Here is a 15,603-nt window from a genome sequence, read left to right on the forward strand (position 1 = left end):
CGCATCTCGGTGGTCTTGCAGGTAAGACTGACATCGGATGGGTGATCAAATGAACATGGTCGACGATGCGGCGTTTGCCCCGCACGTGACGCACGACACCAGCGGAACGTTCGCATGACGTTGCGGACGCAGGCCGCATTGCGGCGATTGCAACTCGGCTCCGGCGTGGTGTTGCTGGTCTATCTCTTTCTCCATCTGCTCAATCACGCGCTCGGCATCTGGTCGCTCGAACTGGCCGGACGCGGTCTGGTTCTGGCGCTGCGGCTCTGGCGCAGCGCGCCTGGAACGATCGCGTTATACGGAGCGGCCGCGCTGCATTTCGTGCTGGCGATGCGAACGATTTATGCCCGCCGTCACTGGGCATTGCCTCTGGCGGAATGGGTGCGTTTGTGGGCAGGACTCAGCCTGCCGCTGCTGCTGATCCGTCATGCTGTGACGACCCGGCTCGCGTCCACGCTCTATGGCTTCGAACCGGACTACGAGCGTGTCGTGATCCAGTTGCTGACGACCGGTACGCAGGGTTTGCAGCTTGCGCTGCTCGCGCCGGGATGGATACACGGATGTCTCGGACTATGGTTTCGCTTGCGTCACATGCGTTGGGCGCTTCGCATGAAGCCCGTGCTGTTGACATGGGTCATCGTGCTGCCATTGTTGTCCGCGGCAGGCTTTGTCCGGATGATGCGAGCGGTCGAAGCGAAGCGGGCGGTCCTTCCAACTCCCGATCCGAAACTGATTGCGCATCAGCTTGCATTGAACGCATGGCGTCACGATCTCGTGGCCTTGTATCTGTCTCTGATCGTCGGCGCGTTCGTCGCAGGTCAATTGCGCAATGGGATCGAACGTCGGAAATTGCGTGGTAGTTCTATTTAGAAAAGACCGGGAATATCCAACGAGAAAACTCCGTCTACCGGATGTGCATCGCGTAACACTCACGATCTGACGAGACGGTCCGAAGTGAATGCAGATGCGCGAATACATCCTCAGGTCAAAAGGAGTACATCATGAAATCCGATTCGTTGAATCAATACGCGGTTTCCCCGTTACTGAGCCTCATGATCGCCGGTGCGATGTTGATGGCGAGTTCCGCAAGCGCGGAGGCGCAAACTGTGTCGGAGCCCCAGCCTCATCAACTCACGCGTGCGGAGGTCATGCACGAACTCGAGGAACTGGAAGCGGCGGGATACAACCCGTCGATGGGCGATGATGGTTCGTATCCCGCCGATATTCAGGCAGCGGAAGCGAAGGTGGCCGCGATGCACCGAGCGGAAAGCGCCGCGGCGATGAGCTCGAGACAGAGCGGGCAAATGGTGGGCACGCATTGATAACTTCGATATTAAAATTCACAATGACACTATTGCATCCATTGCATTGCCAGCATGAGGTCGGAATCGTATCTTCGTCTCCATATCACGGAGACATCTATGAAGATCGCATTCCTGGGAGCCGGCGCGTTGGGTTGCGCGATCGGCTCCGCGCTGACTGAAGGCGGCCATCAGACGTGGCTGGTCGACCGCTTCGCGGCGCACGTCGAGGCCATGCGCCGCGACGGCCTGCTAGTCGACGATGCCAACGGCTCCCGCCGCGTAAAAGTTCGCGCGACGATGAACCCCGCCGAAGTCGGGCCGGTGGACCTCGTCATCGTGCTGGTCAAGTCCTTCCACACCGATTCGGCAATGCGCGGCGCGCTCGATCTCGTCGGACCCGACACGCTCGTGTTGTCGCTGCAAAACGGCCTCGGCCATGAAGATGTGCTCAGCGAAATCGTCGGCCGGGAGCGCGTGCTGGCGGGCAAGACCTATGTGGGCGGCGTGCTGAAGGCGCCGGGGCACATCCAGTCGGGCGTGAACGGAAAGCTGACGATCGTCGGCGAACTCGATGGCCGGGTCACCGACCGGGTCCGCGCCATCGCCGACGCGTTCAACAGCGCGGGTCTGACGACCACGATCAGCGACAACATCCTCGGCACCATGTGGGACAAGTTGCTGATCAACGTCGCGACGGGCGCGATCACCGGCATCACCGGTCTGACGTATGGGCAACTGTACGAAGAGCCCGTTCTGAAAGCCACCGCGTTGGCGGCGATCGAAGAAGCGATGGCAGCCGCGAAGGCCGCCGGCATCCATCTTTCGATGACGAAAGCGGAACAAGCCTGGACGCTCGCGGCCGAAGGACTCTCGCCCGCGTTCAAGACCTCGATGCTGCAGAGCCTCGAAAAAGGCTCGATCACGGAAATCGACTTCATCAACGGAGCGGTCGTGCGCTGGGGCGAGCGCCTCGGCGTGCCGACGCCGGTCAATTCGACGCTCGTCGCGTGCATCAAGGGCATCGAGCGCGCGTTGACGGACCGTCAGCGAGAAGGAGCGACGGCATGAGCGGCGCGAAAGCCTATCTGGAGCACGTCGCCATCTGGGTGACGGATATTCACTGGCATATCCGCTTTTTCGAAGAAGTCTTCGGCATGACCATGCGCGAGGTGGATGGCACGCGCGACGAGCCGCGTCAGTACTGGACGCTCGGCGGACTGCAGTTCATCAGTGATCCGCGCTACGAAGGTCCCGAGGGCCGGCTCGCGCATCTCGGCGTGATGTGCGAGGACCTCGAGGCGTCGCTCGACGCGGCGCAAGCGTTCGGCGTCAGTGAAATGCCGCAAGGGCGCAACTGGCTGCGTCTGCCGGATGGACTCGCGGTCGAACTGATTCAGGCCAAACCTGCCACGTGCGTTGCGCAGGCGCTGGCGATCAATCCACGCGCGGAGGCGTAAAGCATGAGCACGATCATCGAAAAGTACTGGGACGACGCGAACGAGGGCGACGAGTGCGTGAGCCCGACCTATACCGTCACGAAAGAACGCATTCTCGCTTACGCCGATCTGACCGGCGATCACACGCCCGTGCATGTCGACGAGGAATATGCGAACGCGAGCCACTTCGGTTCGATCGTCGCGCACGGGCTGTTCGGCCTGTCGATCGCGGATGGGCTGAAGACGCAGAGCGACTATCGCTTTCTGCCCGGCATGTCGCTCGGCTGGACGTGGGATTTCCTGCTGCCGATCAAGGTCAACGACGTGCTTCACGTCAAGTTCCGCGTCGGCAATATGCGCGCGAGCAACAGCCGTCCGGACTGGGGCATCGTGGTGCTGCCGTCCGAACTGATCAATCAGGACGGCCAGGTCGTCCAGCGCGGCGAACATCGCCTGATGGTGCCGCGCCGTCCGGGAGCGAACTGATGCAAGCCCGCCCCCTCGAAGGTATTCGCGTCGTCGACTACAGCCACTTTCTTGCCGGTCCGTACGTGGGCCGCTGCCTCGCGGCGCTCGGCGCCGAAGTGATCAAGGTGGAGCGTCCCGGCAGCGGCGATGCCGGCCGGCAGCACGCGACCATCCTCGACGACCAGCAAAGCGCCTATTTCCTGCAACTGAACATGGGCAAGCGCGGCGTCAGCGTCGACATGAAAGACCCGCGCGGCAAGGAGTTCATGCAACGCCTGTGCGATTCGGCCGATGTGTTCATCGAAAACTACCGGCCCGGTGCGCTCGACAAGCTGGGCCTCGGCTATGCCGCGCTGTCCGAGCGCAATCCGGGTCTCGTGTACTGCTCGATTTCGGCGTACGGTCACACCGGACCCGACGCGCATCGCGCGGGCTTCGGTCTGATCGCCGAGGCGAAGAGCGGCATCATGCAGATGATCGGCAATCCGGGTGAACCGCCGCCGCTGATGCGCATCTCGCTCGGCGATATGTACACGGGCATTCACGCGGTCGCCGCGATCAACGCCGCCTTGCTCGGGCGCGTGAAGAGCGGTCGCGGCCAGCACATCGACATGGCGTTGTACGACACGCTGGTGTCGATGCACGAGTACGCGGTGCAGTGCTACACGATGCAAGGCGTGCTGCCCGAGCAGACGGGGCACGACATGCCGACTTCGACGCTGTACGGCGTGTTCCGAGCGGCCGATGGCGATCTGGTGATCGCCGCGCAGGTCGACGATGCGTGGAAGCGGTTTGCTTCGCTCGTCGAACAGCACGGCGGTCCGGCCGGCTTCGGAACCGATGCGAGGTTCCACCGTCTGAACGGACGCAACGCACACCGCGAAGAAATTCTCGCGGTCGTGAAGCCATGGGTTGCGGCGCGCCCGGTCGCCGACGTGCTGGCGCTGCTTGATGGCGTCGACGTGCCTTGCGCAAAAGTGCAGCGCATCGATGAAGTGCTCAACGATCCGCAGATCGTCGCGCGTGGCATGGTGATCGAGCAGGACCATCCGCGCTTCGGAAAGCTGCGCCTGCCTAACCTGCCGTTCCGCTTCTCCGACTGCGATACGTCGATCCGCGAAGTCGGCCCGGACCTGGGGCAGCACAACGCGGAAGTCGCGCAGTCGCTCGGATTCAGCGCGGCGGAAATCGACGCGATGCAGACCCAGGGCGTGCTGTTTTCGAAGAGGAGCGCGTGATGAGCGACCGATACGCGGTGATCGGCAATCCGATCGGCCACACGAAATCTCCGCTGATCCACGGTCTGTTTGCGCAGGAGACCGGACAGGACATCAGCTACTCGGCGATCGAAGGTCCGATCGAGCCCGCCGACGCTTTCGCCGAGACCGTCAAGACGTTCATCGCCACGGGCGGCAGAGGCATGAACGTCACCGCACCATTCAAGCTGCAGGCGTTCGCGATTGCCGACGAGCGCAGCGAACGGGCCGCGCTCGCGGGCGCCGTGAACGCGCTGAAGTTCGAAAACGACCGGATCATTGCCGAGAACTTCGACGGCGTCGGTCTCGTGCGCGATATCGAAGTGAACCTCGCTCAGCCGATGGCGGGCAAGCGCGTGCTCGTGCTCGGTGCGGGCGGTGCGGTGCGTGGCGCGTTGCTGCCGTTCATCGCGGCGCGTCCGGCGCAACTGGTCGTCGTGAATCGCGATGTGCGCAAGGCCGAGGCGCTGGTCGCGCAAGTCGCGAGCAGCCGCCCATTGATCGCATGCGGCTACCGGGAACTCGAAGGGATGGGGCAGTTCGACCTCGTCGTGAACGCGACATCGGCGAGCCTGACCGGTCAGTTGCCCGCCGTTCCCCCGGAGGTGTTCAGTCCAGCGGGAACCGCGTACGAACTCGCGTATGGAAAGGGGCTCACGCCGTTCCTGCGGCTCGCGCGAAATGCGGGCGTGCAGGGCATCGCCGACGGCGTCGGCATGCTCGTCGAGCAGGCTGCGGAGGCGTTCGAGTGGTGGCGCGGCGTTCGACCGCAGACGCAAGCGATCATCGACCGCCTGACCGTTCCGCTCATTTGACGCATATGGGGGCGAGGAGGCCCACGGTACGGACGTCCATTCATGGGCATAACGTAATGGATACAATGGCGATATTGCAAATGACAATACCGCCATGAGTACCACTGAGCTTCCGGACCTCAAGCTGCTTCAGCTTTTCGACCTGCTTTACGACGTGCGAAGCGTCACGCGCGCCGCAGAGCAGCTCGGGCAAAGTCAGCCGACGGTCAGCATCTGGCTGGGTCGCTTGCGCGAGCATTTGCAGGACCCATTGTTCGTTCGCACGCCGGGCGGTATGACGCCCACGCCGCAGGCTGACGCGCTGATCGGGCCGTGCAGGGAAATTCTGGAGTCGCTGCGCCGGTTCGCTGCTTGGGAGATCTCGTTCGATCCCGCCACCGCCAAACGACGCTTTCGTATTTGCATGACGGACGCGAGCCACATTACGCTGCTGCCGCGAATGTTGGCGCATTTGCGGGCGCAGGCGCCGGGCGTTCGGCTGGAAGCGGCAGGGATCGACGGCAATACAGAGCGGGCGCTCGAATCCGGCGAGGCGGATCTTGCGATCGGGCACGTGCCATGGCTGGGGGGCGGTATGTACCAGCAACAGCTTTATATGCAGGACTGGGTATGCCTTGCGAACCGCAATCATCCTCGCGTGCGTGCGCGGCTGAGTCTGAAGCAATACGGCAGCGAGGGGCACGTCGTCATTGCGGCTGGCACGGGCGGCCAACTGCTCGAACAGGCGTTATTGCGCGAGAACATCGAACGCGACGTCGTGCTCGAATTGCCCGGCTTCCTCGGACTCGGATCGATCATCAAGTCGACCGATCTGATCGCTACCTTGCCACGGCACATTGGCGAGACGCTGGCGCGGACGAATGACGTCGTGGTCCATTCGTGTCCTTTTCCGGTTGACAGGTTCGCGGTGCGCCAGCACTGGCACGCGAAATACCATCACGAAGCCGGCAATCGATGGCTGCGCTCGGTCGTCGCGGATCTGTTTCTCAATGGGAGCAGACGCTAGCTGCCGAGGTTGCGGCGGACGAGGACAGAGAGCATTCGCACTGAACCAGATTCTCCGCCTTCATCGGCTTCGTCAAAAAGAACCCTTGCACGAAGTCGCAGCCTGCGTCGCGCAGCGCATGCAGCTGTTGATTCGTTTCGACACCCTCGGCCGTTACCTTGATGCCGAGTTCGTGCGACATCTGAATGATGCCCCGGACGATCGACGCGGCCGCCGAGTCGCGGCCTAGCCTCGCCGTGAACGAGCGGTCGATCTTGACGATGTCCGGCGAAAAATCGGCCGGATAGCGCAGGCTCGAGTATCCCGTTCCGAAGTCGTCGATGGCGATGCGCACGCCCAGGCGCTTGAGCGCCATTAGCGTTGCCTGCGCGAGTGAGGGGTTTTCCATCAACGCGCTTTCGGTCAGTTCGATCTGCAGGCAGCGCGGCGGCACCCGGTGTTTTCGCAGCGCCTGGTCGACTATCGCGACCAGCGAGTCATCCCGCAACTGACGCGCGGACACGTTCACCGACATCGACAGCCCTTTTTTGCCAGCGGCCTGCCAGACGGCGAGTTGGGCGAGGGCCGCGTCCATGACCCATGCCCCGACTTCGACGATGAACCCGCTTTCCTCCAGGATCGGGATGAAGCTGCCGGGACCCACCAGGCCTCGGGCTGGATGATTCCATCGAACGAGTGCTTCGACGCCTTTCACCGTCAGAGAGGCTGGCTCATGAATGCCCTGGAAATGCAGCACGAACTGGTTCGACGCCAGCGCCGTGGGCAGATTGCACTCCAGTTCGAAATCTCCGAGCACATCGCTGGACGCTTCGTCGGCGAACCGGAAGCCGTTGCGGCCGCCTTTTTTCGCCGCATACATCGCGATGTCCGCGCTCGTCAGCAGCGCCTCGTGATCGCGGCCATGCTCGGGATAGATGGATATGCCGATCGACGCCGTGACGAACGGCGCGGCGTGGTCTTTTCGAACGTCGCTTGAAAACAGGTTCAGAAGAGACTGCGCGAGGCTTGCCAGCGTAACCTTGTCGCTCTCGCCCCTGACGATCACCGCGAACTCGTCTCCGCCGAGGCGCGCTACACAGGCATCCGGCGGAAGCGCGCCCTGGATGACTTTGGCGATGTCCTGCAACAGACGGTCAGCGGCCGTATGGCCCAGCGTATCGTTGAGGACCTTGAAGCGGTCGAGATCGACGAACATCAGACCGAAGGCGACGTTCTGCCTGCAAAGCTTCTTCATGTGGCGGATCAGCGCGCCGCGGTTAGCCAACCCCGTCAGCCCATCGGTGTAGGCCAGATGGTCGAGCGCCGCGAGGCGTTCCTGTTCCAGCGTGATGTCCTCGCTGACGCCGACGATGCGCACCACGTTCGCGGAGCCATCGCACACCGGGTAGGCCGTGCTTCTGATCCAGCGCAGGCAACCGTCCGGGCGGCGGATGCGGTATTCGAAGCGACCTTCCGACACTTCGGACGCGATGCGGTTCATCTCGGCGAGCAAAGGCTCCAGATCCTCCGGCACCACGAGGTCGAGCCACGCCGAAGGCCGGTTGCTGAGCTCTTGAGGCGTAATACCGAATACGCGTTCGACCCCCGCGCTGATGTGATGACAGTGTTCGAAATGCGAGCTATACGAATAGAACACGAGCCGGACATGCAACTCCATCTCATGCATCAGCTCATCGCGTTCGCGCAGTGTCTTCAACAGTTCCGATTGCTGGGTGACGTCCTCCGACGCACAAAGCAGCGCGGTCACCGCGCCGTCGTCGCCTGTTACTGGCGTGAGCGTCGAGTTCCACCATTTGGTGCGCCCGCGCGTCGTCGCGCAGCTTCCCGTGAACGATGTGCTGTTGCCGGCGGCGGCGCCCGCCAAAGCCTGCTCGGCCGCCGCGCGGTCCTCGCCGGTCCAGAAAGCGAGCCAGTCCGCGCCGGACAGTTGCTCCGGCGACTCCGCTTCCATCAACATCGCGCCATGCTCCGACACCCGCAGCATTTTTCCGTCGGTAGAGAGCACCTTCAGGCAGTCGCGATTCGCATGCAGAAGCCCGCTCGCCAATGCGGTGGCGGCGCTTTGCCGCGCGTGATCCAGGCCGAGTTTGCGACGAACGATCGCGAGGCCGGCGACGCCGGACATCATCGACAACGCAACACGTAGAGTAGTCGCCGCTTCACTGGCCGCTTGATGCACGAGAGCGCCGACGCCAACGCCGGCAATGACGGCGATGCAAAGACTCGTCAGCGGTATGGTCCTGCGTTGACCATACCGCGACAGGAAATAGGAAAGAAACTGCTGGTTGCGGGCTGACCAGCCATTCGGGTGTGCGTCGCTATCGACCCGGGACTCAATCGGGTTGGGTTTGTTGGGGCACGGGGCCGCCGCTTTGAATCTCACGCTGTTCTCCGACTACCGGGTGGAGCGACGGCTCGAACGCTGCGAGCCGCCTCACTTTTACGATTACGGTAGATTTTCACGAATCTTTAATGCGGGGAAACCAGCGGGAGCCGCGGATCGCATCGGATCGGGACGAGTTGCGCACCTGTCAGTCTTTGCGAGGCTGGACCTGCGCGAATTGACGAATGCGCTCCGCAAGAGCGGGTATGCCCGAGTCGCGAGCGACATAATGAGCGACCTGTCGGGTGGCCAGATCGATGGTCACCTGGTCGTCCGGGGTTTTCGTATTGGGTCCGTCGACGGCGGGATGGTATTCGATGCGCAGCTGCCTCGCGTTGGCGACGAGCCGTAAATAGCCGAAGTTGCGGTCGTCGTAGCTTTCAAGGACAACCGCATCGGTGTCTTTCGACGCGGCCTGGATCAGCTGCGGCGCGCGAAGGGGCGGCTGTCCGTTGGTGGTGAGCCGCTGCACCTCGTGACCGCCGTTGCCACAAACGATGTAAGGGATGTGGGTGCCATCGGAACGGGTTCGCGTAAAGCGCTGATAGTTGTGCGCGTGTCCCGCGAGGTCCGCATGCGGCCAGATACCGACCTCATCGCAAACGGTATCGATCTGCTGTTGCATTTCCACGCTCCAGCCGTGACGCCCGCGCGCCACATACGGCGGATGGTGATGCGCGAACAGCAGCGCGCCTCGATAGTTCTCTTTCTTCACTCGCAATAACGCCGCTTTCAGGAACTTCAGCTGACTGTTGCCGATGTGGCGGTCCGCGATCACACCGGGGTCCTCGAGCGTATTGCTGTACAACGCGATGATGCGCACGAACGGCGCCTCGAACGTGAAGAAAACGCCTGGCTGAATTTGCGCGGTCCGCGAAAGGTGGCCCGCGTCGGGAGAGACCTGGAAGCAGTCGGAGCAGAAGTTCCTGAGAAACGCCTGCAGGCTTTTCTCATGCTTCAACGGCGAAACCATTCCGTCGTGGTTGCCGGCAGCGGCGAGAATCGGCGCATGATAGTTGCGATACGGTTCATAGAACTGATCGTAGTAGTACTGCGCCTCGCCAAAGCTGTAGACGATGTCGCCCAGCAGAAAGTTGAATTGCGGCACCTCGGCGGGATCGGCTTCGTCGAAGTCGCTGACCATCTTGTCGGAGACTTCGTTCTGGGTGGACGGACCTTTCGTACTGCCGCAATCGCCGGTGGCATGAAACACGATCTGTCCACTCTCGCTGATCGTATCGAGCAGCTTCTGGTTGTTGTTCACCACTTCGGCAAACGTCAGCCGGGGCTCGGTGCCGCCGCGCGGCGGCGGAAACGGCAGCGCCTTCAGCTTGTGCTCGCGGTTCAGTTCGTCGATGACCTTGTAGGCCGCGGTGTCGGATGCGTGCCTGACCACGAAAGTTTGCGGGTCCGGCGTGGGCTGCGGTTGCGAGAAAACCGGCGCGGCGAGAATCCTGCTACCGCGGTTGCCGCGTGCGGCTGGCGATTCGTCTGAACGCTTCTTCGGCATGTGCAATCCTCCTTGATCGTCGAACGGGGAGCGGCCACGCGGTTGTCGGCGAACCGTCAGCATATGGCGGCGCCGTCCGTGGCCGGACGCACCGTTCAGACGAACGTAAAACGAGGAAGTTCAGATACGGTTGCGGTTGCGCAACCCGTGCGGCGCGAATTGCGAAGCATCGTTTTCACATACGAAAGCCGGGTTCGAGGTGAACACGCGTCTGGTTACGACGGCACGAACACGCCCACCGCCGCCAGCGCCATCGCGAGCGTTGCGAGCCATCCTCCCCAGGCCAGCACGCCCTTGACGGCGAACTGTCCCATGACCCGCCGGCTTCGCGCGATCAGCATCATGACGACCATGATCGGCACCGCGGTAATGCCATTGATCACCGCGCTCCAGTAGAGCGCACGGATCGGGTCGAAATGCATGAAGGTGATGGCCACACCGCCGACGATGGCCAGTGCGATCACCGCATAGAATTCGCGCGCGAGCGTCAGATGCAACGCCAGACTGCTGCGCCAGCGAAAGCTGCCCGCGGCGGCGTAGGCGGCCGAGCCGGCGAGAACCGGCAGTGCGAGCAGGCCGGTGCCGATGATACCGAGCGCAAACAGGACGTAAGCAAAGCGCCCGGCAAACGGCTCGAGCGCCCGCGCGGCATCGGCCGAGGTTTTCACTTCGATGTGATGCAGATGCAGCGTAGCCGCCGCCGTCAACATGATGAAAAATGCCACGAAGTTCGACACGCCCATGCCGACCCAGGTATCGAAGCGGATTCGTCGCAGCTGCGCGGGCGCCTGGTGCGGCACGCGGCGCAACGGCGCCTGTTGCGGTGCCGAGCGCATTTCTTCGACTTCCTGCGACGCCTGCCAGAAGAATAGATACGGACTGATCGTCGTGCCCAGCACCGCGACGATCATGGTCAGATAGTCCGACGTCAGCGAGATGCGCGGCAACACGATCGCGCGCGCGACTTCGCCCCAACGGATCGGCACGATGAGAGCGACCGCGACGTACGCAAGAAGCGATAGAGCGGTCCACTTCAGTATCCGCGCGTAGCTTTCGTAGGGGACAAAAATCTGCAGGATCACCGAGAACGCCCCGAGGCCGACGACGTAAAGGTGCTGCGGACCTGGCAGCAGCAGTCCGGCCGCGGCGCCCATCGCCGACAGGTCAGCGGCGATGTTGATCACGTTTGCCACGACGAGCAGGGCGACCGCGCCGTACAGCAGCCACGCCGGATAATGCGCGCGGATGTTCGACGCGAGGCCCTTGCCGGTCACCCGGCCAATCTGCGCGCTCACCAGCTGGATCGCGGTCATCAACGGATACGTGATCAGGATCACCCACAGAAGGTTGAACCCGAACTGCGCGCCTGCCTGCGAATAAGTGCCGATGCCGGAGGGATCGTCGTCGGCCGCGCCCGTGATCAGGCCCGGGCCCAGGCGTCTGATCCAGGATCGCTCGACGGGATCGCGTACGGCGGATTCCGGCTCGATCAATTTATCGTCGTTCATATATATGTCACCTCGCCGCCACATTTAGCAAATTGCGGGCCCGGGGTGTTCGTGGCGGCGTTGCGCGGCTTCGGCAAGCAGATGCGAAGCGCGGCTTCGGTGGAAATACGCGGAAATACGGGCTTCTACAGGGAACGAACGAACTTCGGGCCGTGCCGACGGACACCGTCACCCATGATGAGCAGGAGTCTTCGTCTGCAATTGGATCAAGTCGATTGCGTAAAGCAATTCTTCGAGCACGATGGGCTTGGCAACGATGGCATCGACCTTGCCAGCGAAACTGGCTGCGTCTTCCGGCCGCGCCAGCGCGACGATGCGCGGCTTATCGATGCTTGTATCGAAGCTCTCCACGAACCACAACGCTGTCGTAATTGAATTGACGGGAACGTCGAGAATGATCAATTGGCGCGATGGCTCGAGCCATATTTCATGCCAATGGTCGAAACCGAGCGCTTTGGAGCGCCCATATCCTTTTACATTGAGCAGAACACGCAGAGAATCCCGGACCGCCTTGTCGTGCCCAACGATGACGACCGCGCCGATGCATTGTGATGGTCTCTTCACTGCGTGGGCCGTTGCGGCCCGCAGTTGCCACTGGCAGCGCTGCCATTGCACCCGGGTCAATTCGTAGTCGCGCTGCGCTCTTGACAGCGCATTCAGCGATGTTGCCGGGTTACTTCTCAACTGTTGCAGATCGCGAGTCGCCTGGTCCAGTGCGGTGCAGGCGACGCAGAAGGCGAGCTTGTCTTCTGCCGTCGGTCCCGGATTCGAAGATGACACGCCGCGTTTCTCCCGAGCCGGTATGCACGTTTTGTGCCGTTGACCTTGCTCATTCCCGCAGCATAGGGCGGCGGGGCGCAAAATTCCAGGCGCGGTTCAGTTCATTCGCGGCTTGAACGCATACTGCTCGATCTCGCCGCCGCGTGCGACCACCGCCGTACTCTCGGGGATTTCCTGCCAGATGCCCGGCAAGTCGGAGAGCGGCTCTGACAGCACGAGAAACGCGTTCTCGCCGGCCGTCCTGATGCGCTCGTCGTCCGGATACAACTCGCGCAGATGACGGAACGACGTGCTGTGAAACAGCGAGCGCGACTGCCCCTCGCTCGAATAACGGACCGCGATGATCTGCTCGCCGTCGGTCGCACACACGGTCATGTTCAGCGGTTCATCGATGCCATGCCGGCGGCCGGTGGCTTCGACGAAGCCGACCATCCGTTCGAGCGCGGTGACCGGCGTGAGCTCCAGCCCGAAGGACAGCGCGAGAAAAAACAGCACCTCGGAATCGGTCGAGCCCTCGATGGAGGGGAATAGTTCGGGGTCGATCTGCACCATCAGATCGCGGCGCACCTTCGGGTAGTTGCGCACCAGCCCGTTGTGCGCAAACAGCCAGCGGCCGTGGCGGAACGGATGACAGTTGGTTTCCTGCGACGGCGTGTCGGTCGCCGCGCGTATATGCGCAACGAATAGCGGCGAATGGATCGCCCGTGCTGCCTCGCGTAGATTGCGGTCGCTCCATGCGGGCTGGATGCAGCGGTAGCGAAACGGAATGTCGGTGGGATGGCCATACCAGCCGATCCCGAAACCGTCGCCATTGGTGGTGGTGGCGCCGAGCCGCGAATGCATGCTCTGATCGATCAGCGAATGCCGGGCATTGAACAGCACGGTTTCGAGCTGAAGCGGGTTGCCGGTATAAGCGAGCCAACGGCACATGATTGCTCTCCTGTCGGTTGCGCATCACAAACCTACACCACCGCGCGGGCGGCGTTTGTAGGACCAAAGTCCGATTGAGGGAGACTTGACGCATGTCACCATAGATGGAGACGTTGAGTGTGCCAAGGAGCGTCCGTGCCGGGCATCAAGGCAGCCCTTCAGGCACGAAGCGGACGTGGTCCGCAGTTTGTCCGTTTCAAATCCCCTTCGCGACCTTGCGCCGACCCACTCCGATAGAGGCAGGACGCACATGAGCCATCTCCTGGACAGGTTACGTTACTTTACGGCCCTCCGTCCGCAGTTTTCGGATGGTCACGGTGCTGTCACAGATGAAGACCGGCAATGAAGATGCTTACCAGCCAACGCTGGCAGCACGACAAGATAGTTCGTTCCACTCATGGCGTGAACTGCACGGGGTCCTGCTCCTGGAAGATCTATGTCAAGGGCGGCATCGTCACCTGGGAAACGCAGCAGACGGACTATCCGCGGGGTCGGTGCTGCGGGCGGTAGGCGGAGCGCTGGCCGATCGCCTCGGCGCCCATAGCGTGACGTGGTAGGGACTATGCGTCGCGTGGATCTGCCTGTTCCAGCTGTCGTATCCGCCGACCGATTTCGTGATTCACACGATCGACGGTACCGCGAGCATTCACCTGCGCGTAACCGTCTATGCGTTCGTTGCGCTGGCGTTCCTGCTCGGCGCGGCTTTCGCGTTTGGCATCGCGTCGAACTTCAAGTACGTGGCCGACGATTTTACGGAGATCATGGGCGTCGTCACCGGGATCGTCGGGCTTGCAGGGGGCCTGGGCGGATTCCTGCTGCCTATAATCTTCGGCATCCTGCTGGATTTTTTCAGGGTGCGTTCGGCCTGCTTCATGTTCGTTTACGGGATCGTCTGGGTTTCGCTGATCCTGATCTATCTGTCGGATGTGCGGCGTACACCGGTTGCGGGTTCTGCCTGACCGTGTTCGCCAACGCGCAGTGCCGAGATTCGCGCAGGCTGCAGGCTTTGCCTGCCAGCCTGCTTTTTTGCTGATGGAGGTGCCCAATGAAACGCCGTGAACTGTTGGTTGCGCTGGCCGCAGGCGCGCTCGCCGAGGGTTCTACCAGCCTGGCGCACGGAGCCGAGGCGAAATTCACCGATCAGATCGAGTTGCCCAAGCCCAACCTCACAGGCACGGTGTCCCTCGAGGAAGCCATCGCAAAGCGCAGGTCCGTGCGCAGATTCGCGTCGAGGCCGCTGCCGGTCGAGGTCATCGGCCAATTGATGTGGGCCGGGCAGGGCATCACCAGCTCGGACGGCAAGCGTGCGGCTCCGGCGGCCGGCGCTTTGTATGCGCTCGAACTGTACGTGGTGACTGCTACGGAGGTGATGCACTATCTGCCGCAAGGCCATCGGGCAGAGAAGCGCGCCAGCCACGACCTGCGCCCCGAACTGCGCGCGCTTGCGGTCAATCAGGCGTCGGTCGAGGCGGCCCCGGCCTTGCTCGTGGTGGCCGCCGACCCCAGCAGGCTGACCGCGAGATATGGCGGGAGAGCCAATCTGTATGCCGATCTCGAAGTCGGGCATTCGACCGAGAACATGCTGCTGCAGATCGTCGCGCTGGGGCTCGTCGCCGTGCCCGTGGGCGCCGTCGACGGCGCTCCGGCGGCGCGCAAGCTCGGGCTGCCTCGCGGCCAGACCGTCCTCTATCTGATCCCGGTAGGCTATCCGGCCTGAGTCGTTGCGACAGGCGCGATGCGTTCGATCAAGCCTTGGCGAGATTTACGGTCTCCAGCGCCGTGCGGTAATCGGCCAACGCCTGGGGCTGAGTTCGCTTTGTTGCACGACCGGCAGTAGCGTATCGACGCAGTCCAGCGCGTCCGTCAATCGCCCGAGCACGATCAGCGAGCGCGCCGCATCGAGACGACCGTGAAACATCGCGTCGCGCGGTCCGGCCCGTTCCACCATGTCGATGAGCTGCCCCATCTCGGCCTTGACGCGCGCTCGGTCGATGGGCCAGTGGCGGTCAATCCAGTTCCGAAGTGCGCGAACCAGCACCACGCAATCGTCGTACTCACACTGCAAGCTATCCATTGCCACCCTCAGCCTTATCGCGGGTCGGCCTGACCGAGCCGTTCATTGGGGGAACAAACCCTCTGCGTCTCGCCTGCGCATCAGTATACGAAGCAAGCGGCGCGCCACGTGTCGCCGATGCTCTGTTTCGTTA

At 62.5% G+C, this 15,603-nt stretch carries 15 protein-coding genes and 2 pseudogenes; 11 read left to right on the forward strand and 6 right to left on the reverse strand.

Translation table 11 applies throughout. The features are described 5' to 3' along the window. Positions 1–114: 114 nt before the first annotated feature. From AB3X89_RS02850 to AB3X89_RS02885, 8 genes are all read left to right on the forward strand, one after another. On the forward strand, positions 115–870 hold the full coding sequence (locus AB3X89_RS02850; protein ID WP_368581736.1) for a hypothetical protein: 756 nt from the start codon (positions 115–117) through the stop codon (positions 868–870). A 131-nt stretch (positions 871–1,001) separates the two neighbouring features. Beyond that, positions 1,002–1,322, forward strand: a complete 321-nt coding sequence (locus AB3X89_RS02855) for a DUF4148 domain-containing protein (RefSeq protein ID WP_368581737.1) — start codon at positions 1,002–1,004, stop codon at positions 1,320–1,322. A gap of 99 nt (positions 1,323–1,421) precedes the next feature. Then, positions 1,422–2,372, forward strand: coding sequence for a ketopantoate reductase family protein (locus AB3X89_RS02860; protein ID WP_368581738.1), 951 nt, complete (start codon positions 1,422–1,424; stop codon positions 2,370–2,372). Next, entirely contained in the window at positions 2,369–2,761 is a 393-nt protein-coding gene (locus AB3X89_RS02865) for a VOC family protein (protein ID WP_368581739.1), read from the forward strand. Before AB3X89_RS02860 ends, AB3X89_RS02865 begins: the two co-directional genes overlap by 4 nt. Before the next feature lie 3 nt (positions 2,762–2,764). After that, complete coding sequence (locus tag AB3X89_RS02870; RefSeq protein ID WP_176120311.1) at positions 2,765–3,226, forward strand: MaoC family dehydratase; 462 nt, start codon at positions 2,765–2,767, stop codon at positions 3,224–3,226. Next, the gene (locus AB3X89_RS02875; protein WP_368581740.1) at positions 3,226–4,446 is read left to right on the forward strand and encodes a CaiB/BaiF CoA transferase family protein; all 1,221 of its coding nucleotides are present in this window, start codon (positions 3,226–3,228) and stop codon (positions 4,444–4,446) included. Before AB3X89_RS02870 ends, AB3X89_RS02875 begins: the two co-directional genes overlap by 1 nt. Continuing rightward, positions 4,446–5,279, forward strand: a complete 834-nt coding sequence (gene aroE / locus AB3X89_RS02880) for a shikimate dehydrogenase (RefSeq protein WP_368581741.1) — start codon at positions 4,446–4,448, stop codon at positions 5,277–5,279. Before AB3X89_RS02875 ends, aroE begins: the two co-directional genes overlap by 1 nt. A gap of 94 nt (positions 5,280–5,373) precedes the next feature. Then, positions 5,374–6,285: a LysR family transcriptional regulator gene (locus AB3X89_RS02885; RefSeq protein WP_368581742.1), complete on the forward strand. Its 912-nt coding sequence runs from the start codon at positions 5,374–5,376 to the stop codon at positions 6,283–6,285. Here AB3X89_RS02885 and AB3X89_RS02890 read toward each other — a convergent pair. The 5 genes from AB3X89_RS02890 to AB3X89_RS02910 all read right to left on the reverse strand — a co-directional run bounded on the left by AB3X89_RS02890 (position 6,266) and on the right by AB3X89_RS02910 (position 13,396). After that, on the reverse strand, positions 6,266–8,668 hold the full coding sequence (locus AB3X89_RS02890; protein WP_368581743.1) for an EAL domain-containing protein: 2,403 nt from the start codon (positions 8,666–8,668) through the stop codon (positions 6,266–6,268). The two genes, AB3X89_RS02885 and AB3X89_RS02890, sit on opposite strands and share 20 nt — an antisense overlap. Positions 8,669–8,816: 148 nt before the next feature. Beyond that, positions 8,817–10,178 carry a metallophosphoesterase gene (locus AB3X89_RS02895; protein WP_368581744.1) on the reverse strand — a complete coding sequence of 454 codons (1,362 nt, stop codon included), beginning with the start codon at positions 10,176–10,178 and terminating at the stop codon, positions 8,817–8,819. Between the two features lie 215 nt (positions 10,179–10,393). After that, positions 10,394–11,686 carry an NRAMP family divalent metal transporter gene (locus AB3X89_RS02900; protein ID WP_368581745.1) on the reverse strand — a complete coding sequence of 431 codons (1,293 nt, stop codon included), beginning with the start codon at positions 11,684–11,686 and terminating at the stop codon, positions 10,394–10,396. Positions 11,687–11,854: 168 nt separating this feature from the next. After that, positions 11,855–12,466, reverse strand: a complete 612-nt coding sequence (locus AB3X89_RS02905) for a response regulator receiver protein (protein WP_368581746.1) — start codon at positions 12,464–12,466, stop codon at positions 11,855–11,857. Between the two features lie 96 nt (positions 12,467–12,562). Further along, positions 12,563–13,396, reverse strand: a complete 834-nt coding sequence (locus AB3X89_RS02910; protein WP_368581747.1) for a class II glutamine amidotransferase — start codon at positions 13,394–13,396, stop codon at positions 12,563–12,565. 250 nt (positions 13,397–13,646) lie between these two features. Between AB3X89_RS02910 and AB3X89_RS02915 the strand changes: the two are divergent. From AB3X89_RS02915 to AB3X89_RS02925, 3 genes and pseudogenes are all read left to right on the forward strand, one after another. Continuing rightward, positions 13,647–13,885 (forward strand): annotated as a pseudogene (locus tag AB3X89_RS02915) (nitrate reductase); the annotation flags it as partial. After that, positions 13,885–14,355, forward strand: a pseudogene (locus tag AB3X89_RS02920) (MFS transporter); the annotation flags it as partial. The pseudogenes AB3X89_RS02915 and AB3X89_RS02920, both read left to right, overlap by 1 nt. Before the next feature lie 86 nt (positions 14,356–14,441). After that, a complete protein-coding gene (locus AB3X89_RS02925) occupies positions 14,442–15,113 on the forward strand; it encodes a SagB/ThcOx family dehydrogenase (RefSeq protein ID WP_368581748.1) in 672 nt (223 codons plus the stop codon). Between the two features lie 45 nt (positions 15,114–15,158). On the opposite strand, the gene AB3X89_RS02930 is transcribed toward AB3X89_RS02925, so the two are convergent. After that, positions 15,159–15,470: a hypothetical protein gene (locus AB3X89_RS02930; RefSeq protein WP_368581749.1), complete on the reverse strand. Its 312-nt coding sequence runs from the start codon at positions 15,468–15,470 to the stop codon at positions 15,159–15,161. Between the last annotated feature and the right edge of the window lie 133 nt (positions 15,471–15,603).

Origin of the sequence: Paraburkholderia sp. BR14320, assembly GCF_040948665.1 — a bacterium.
GTDB lineage: Bacteria > Pseudomonadota > Gammaproteobacteria > Burkholderiales > Burkholderiaceae > Paraburkholderia > Paraburkholderia youngii.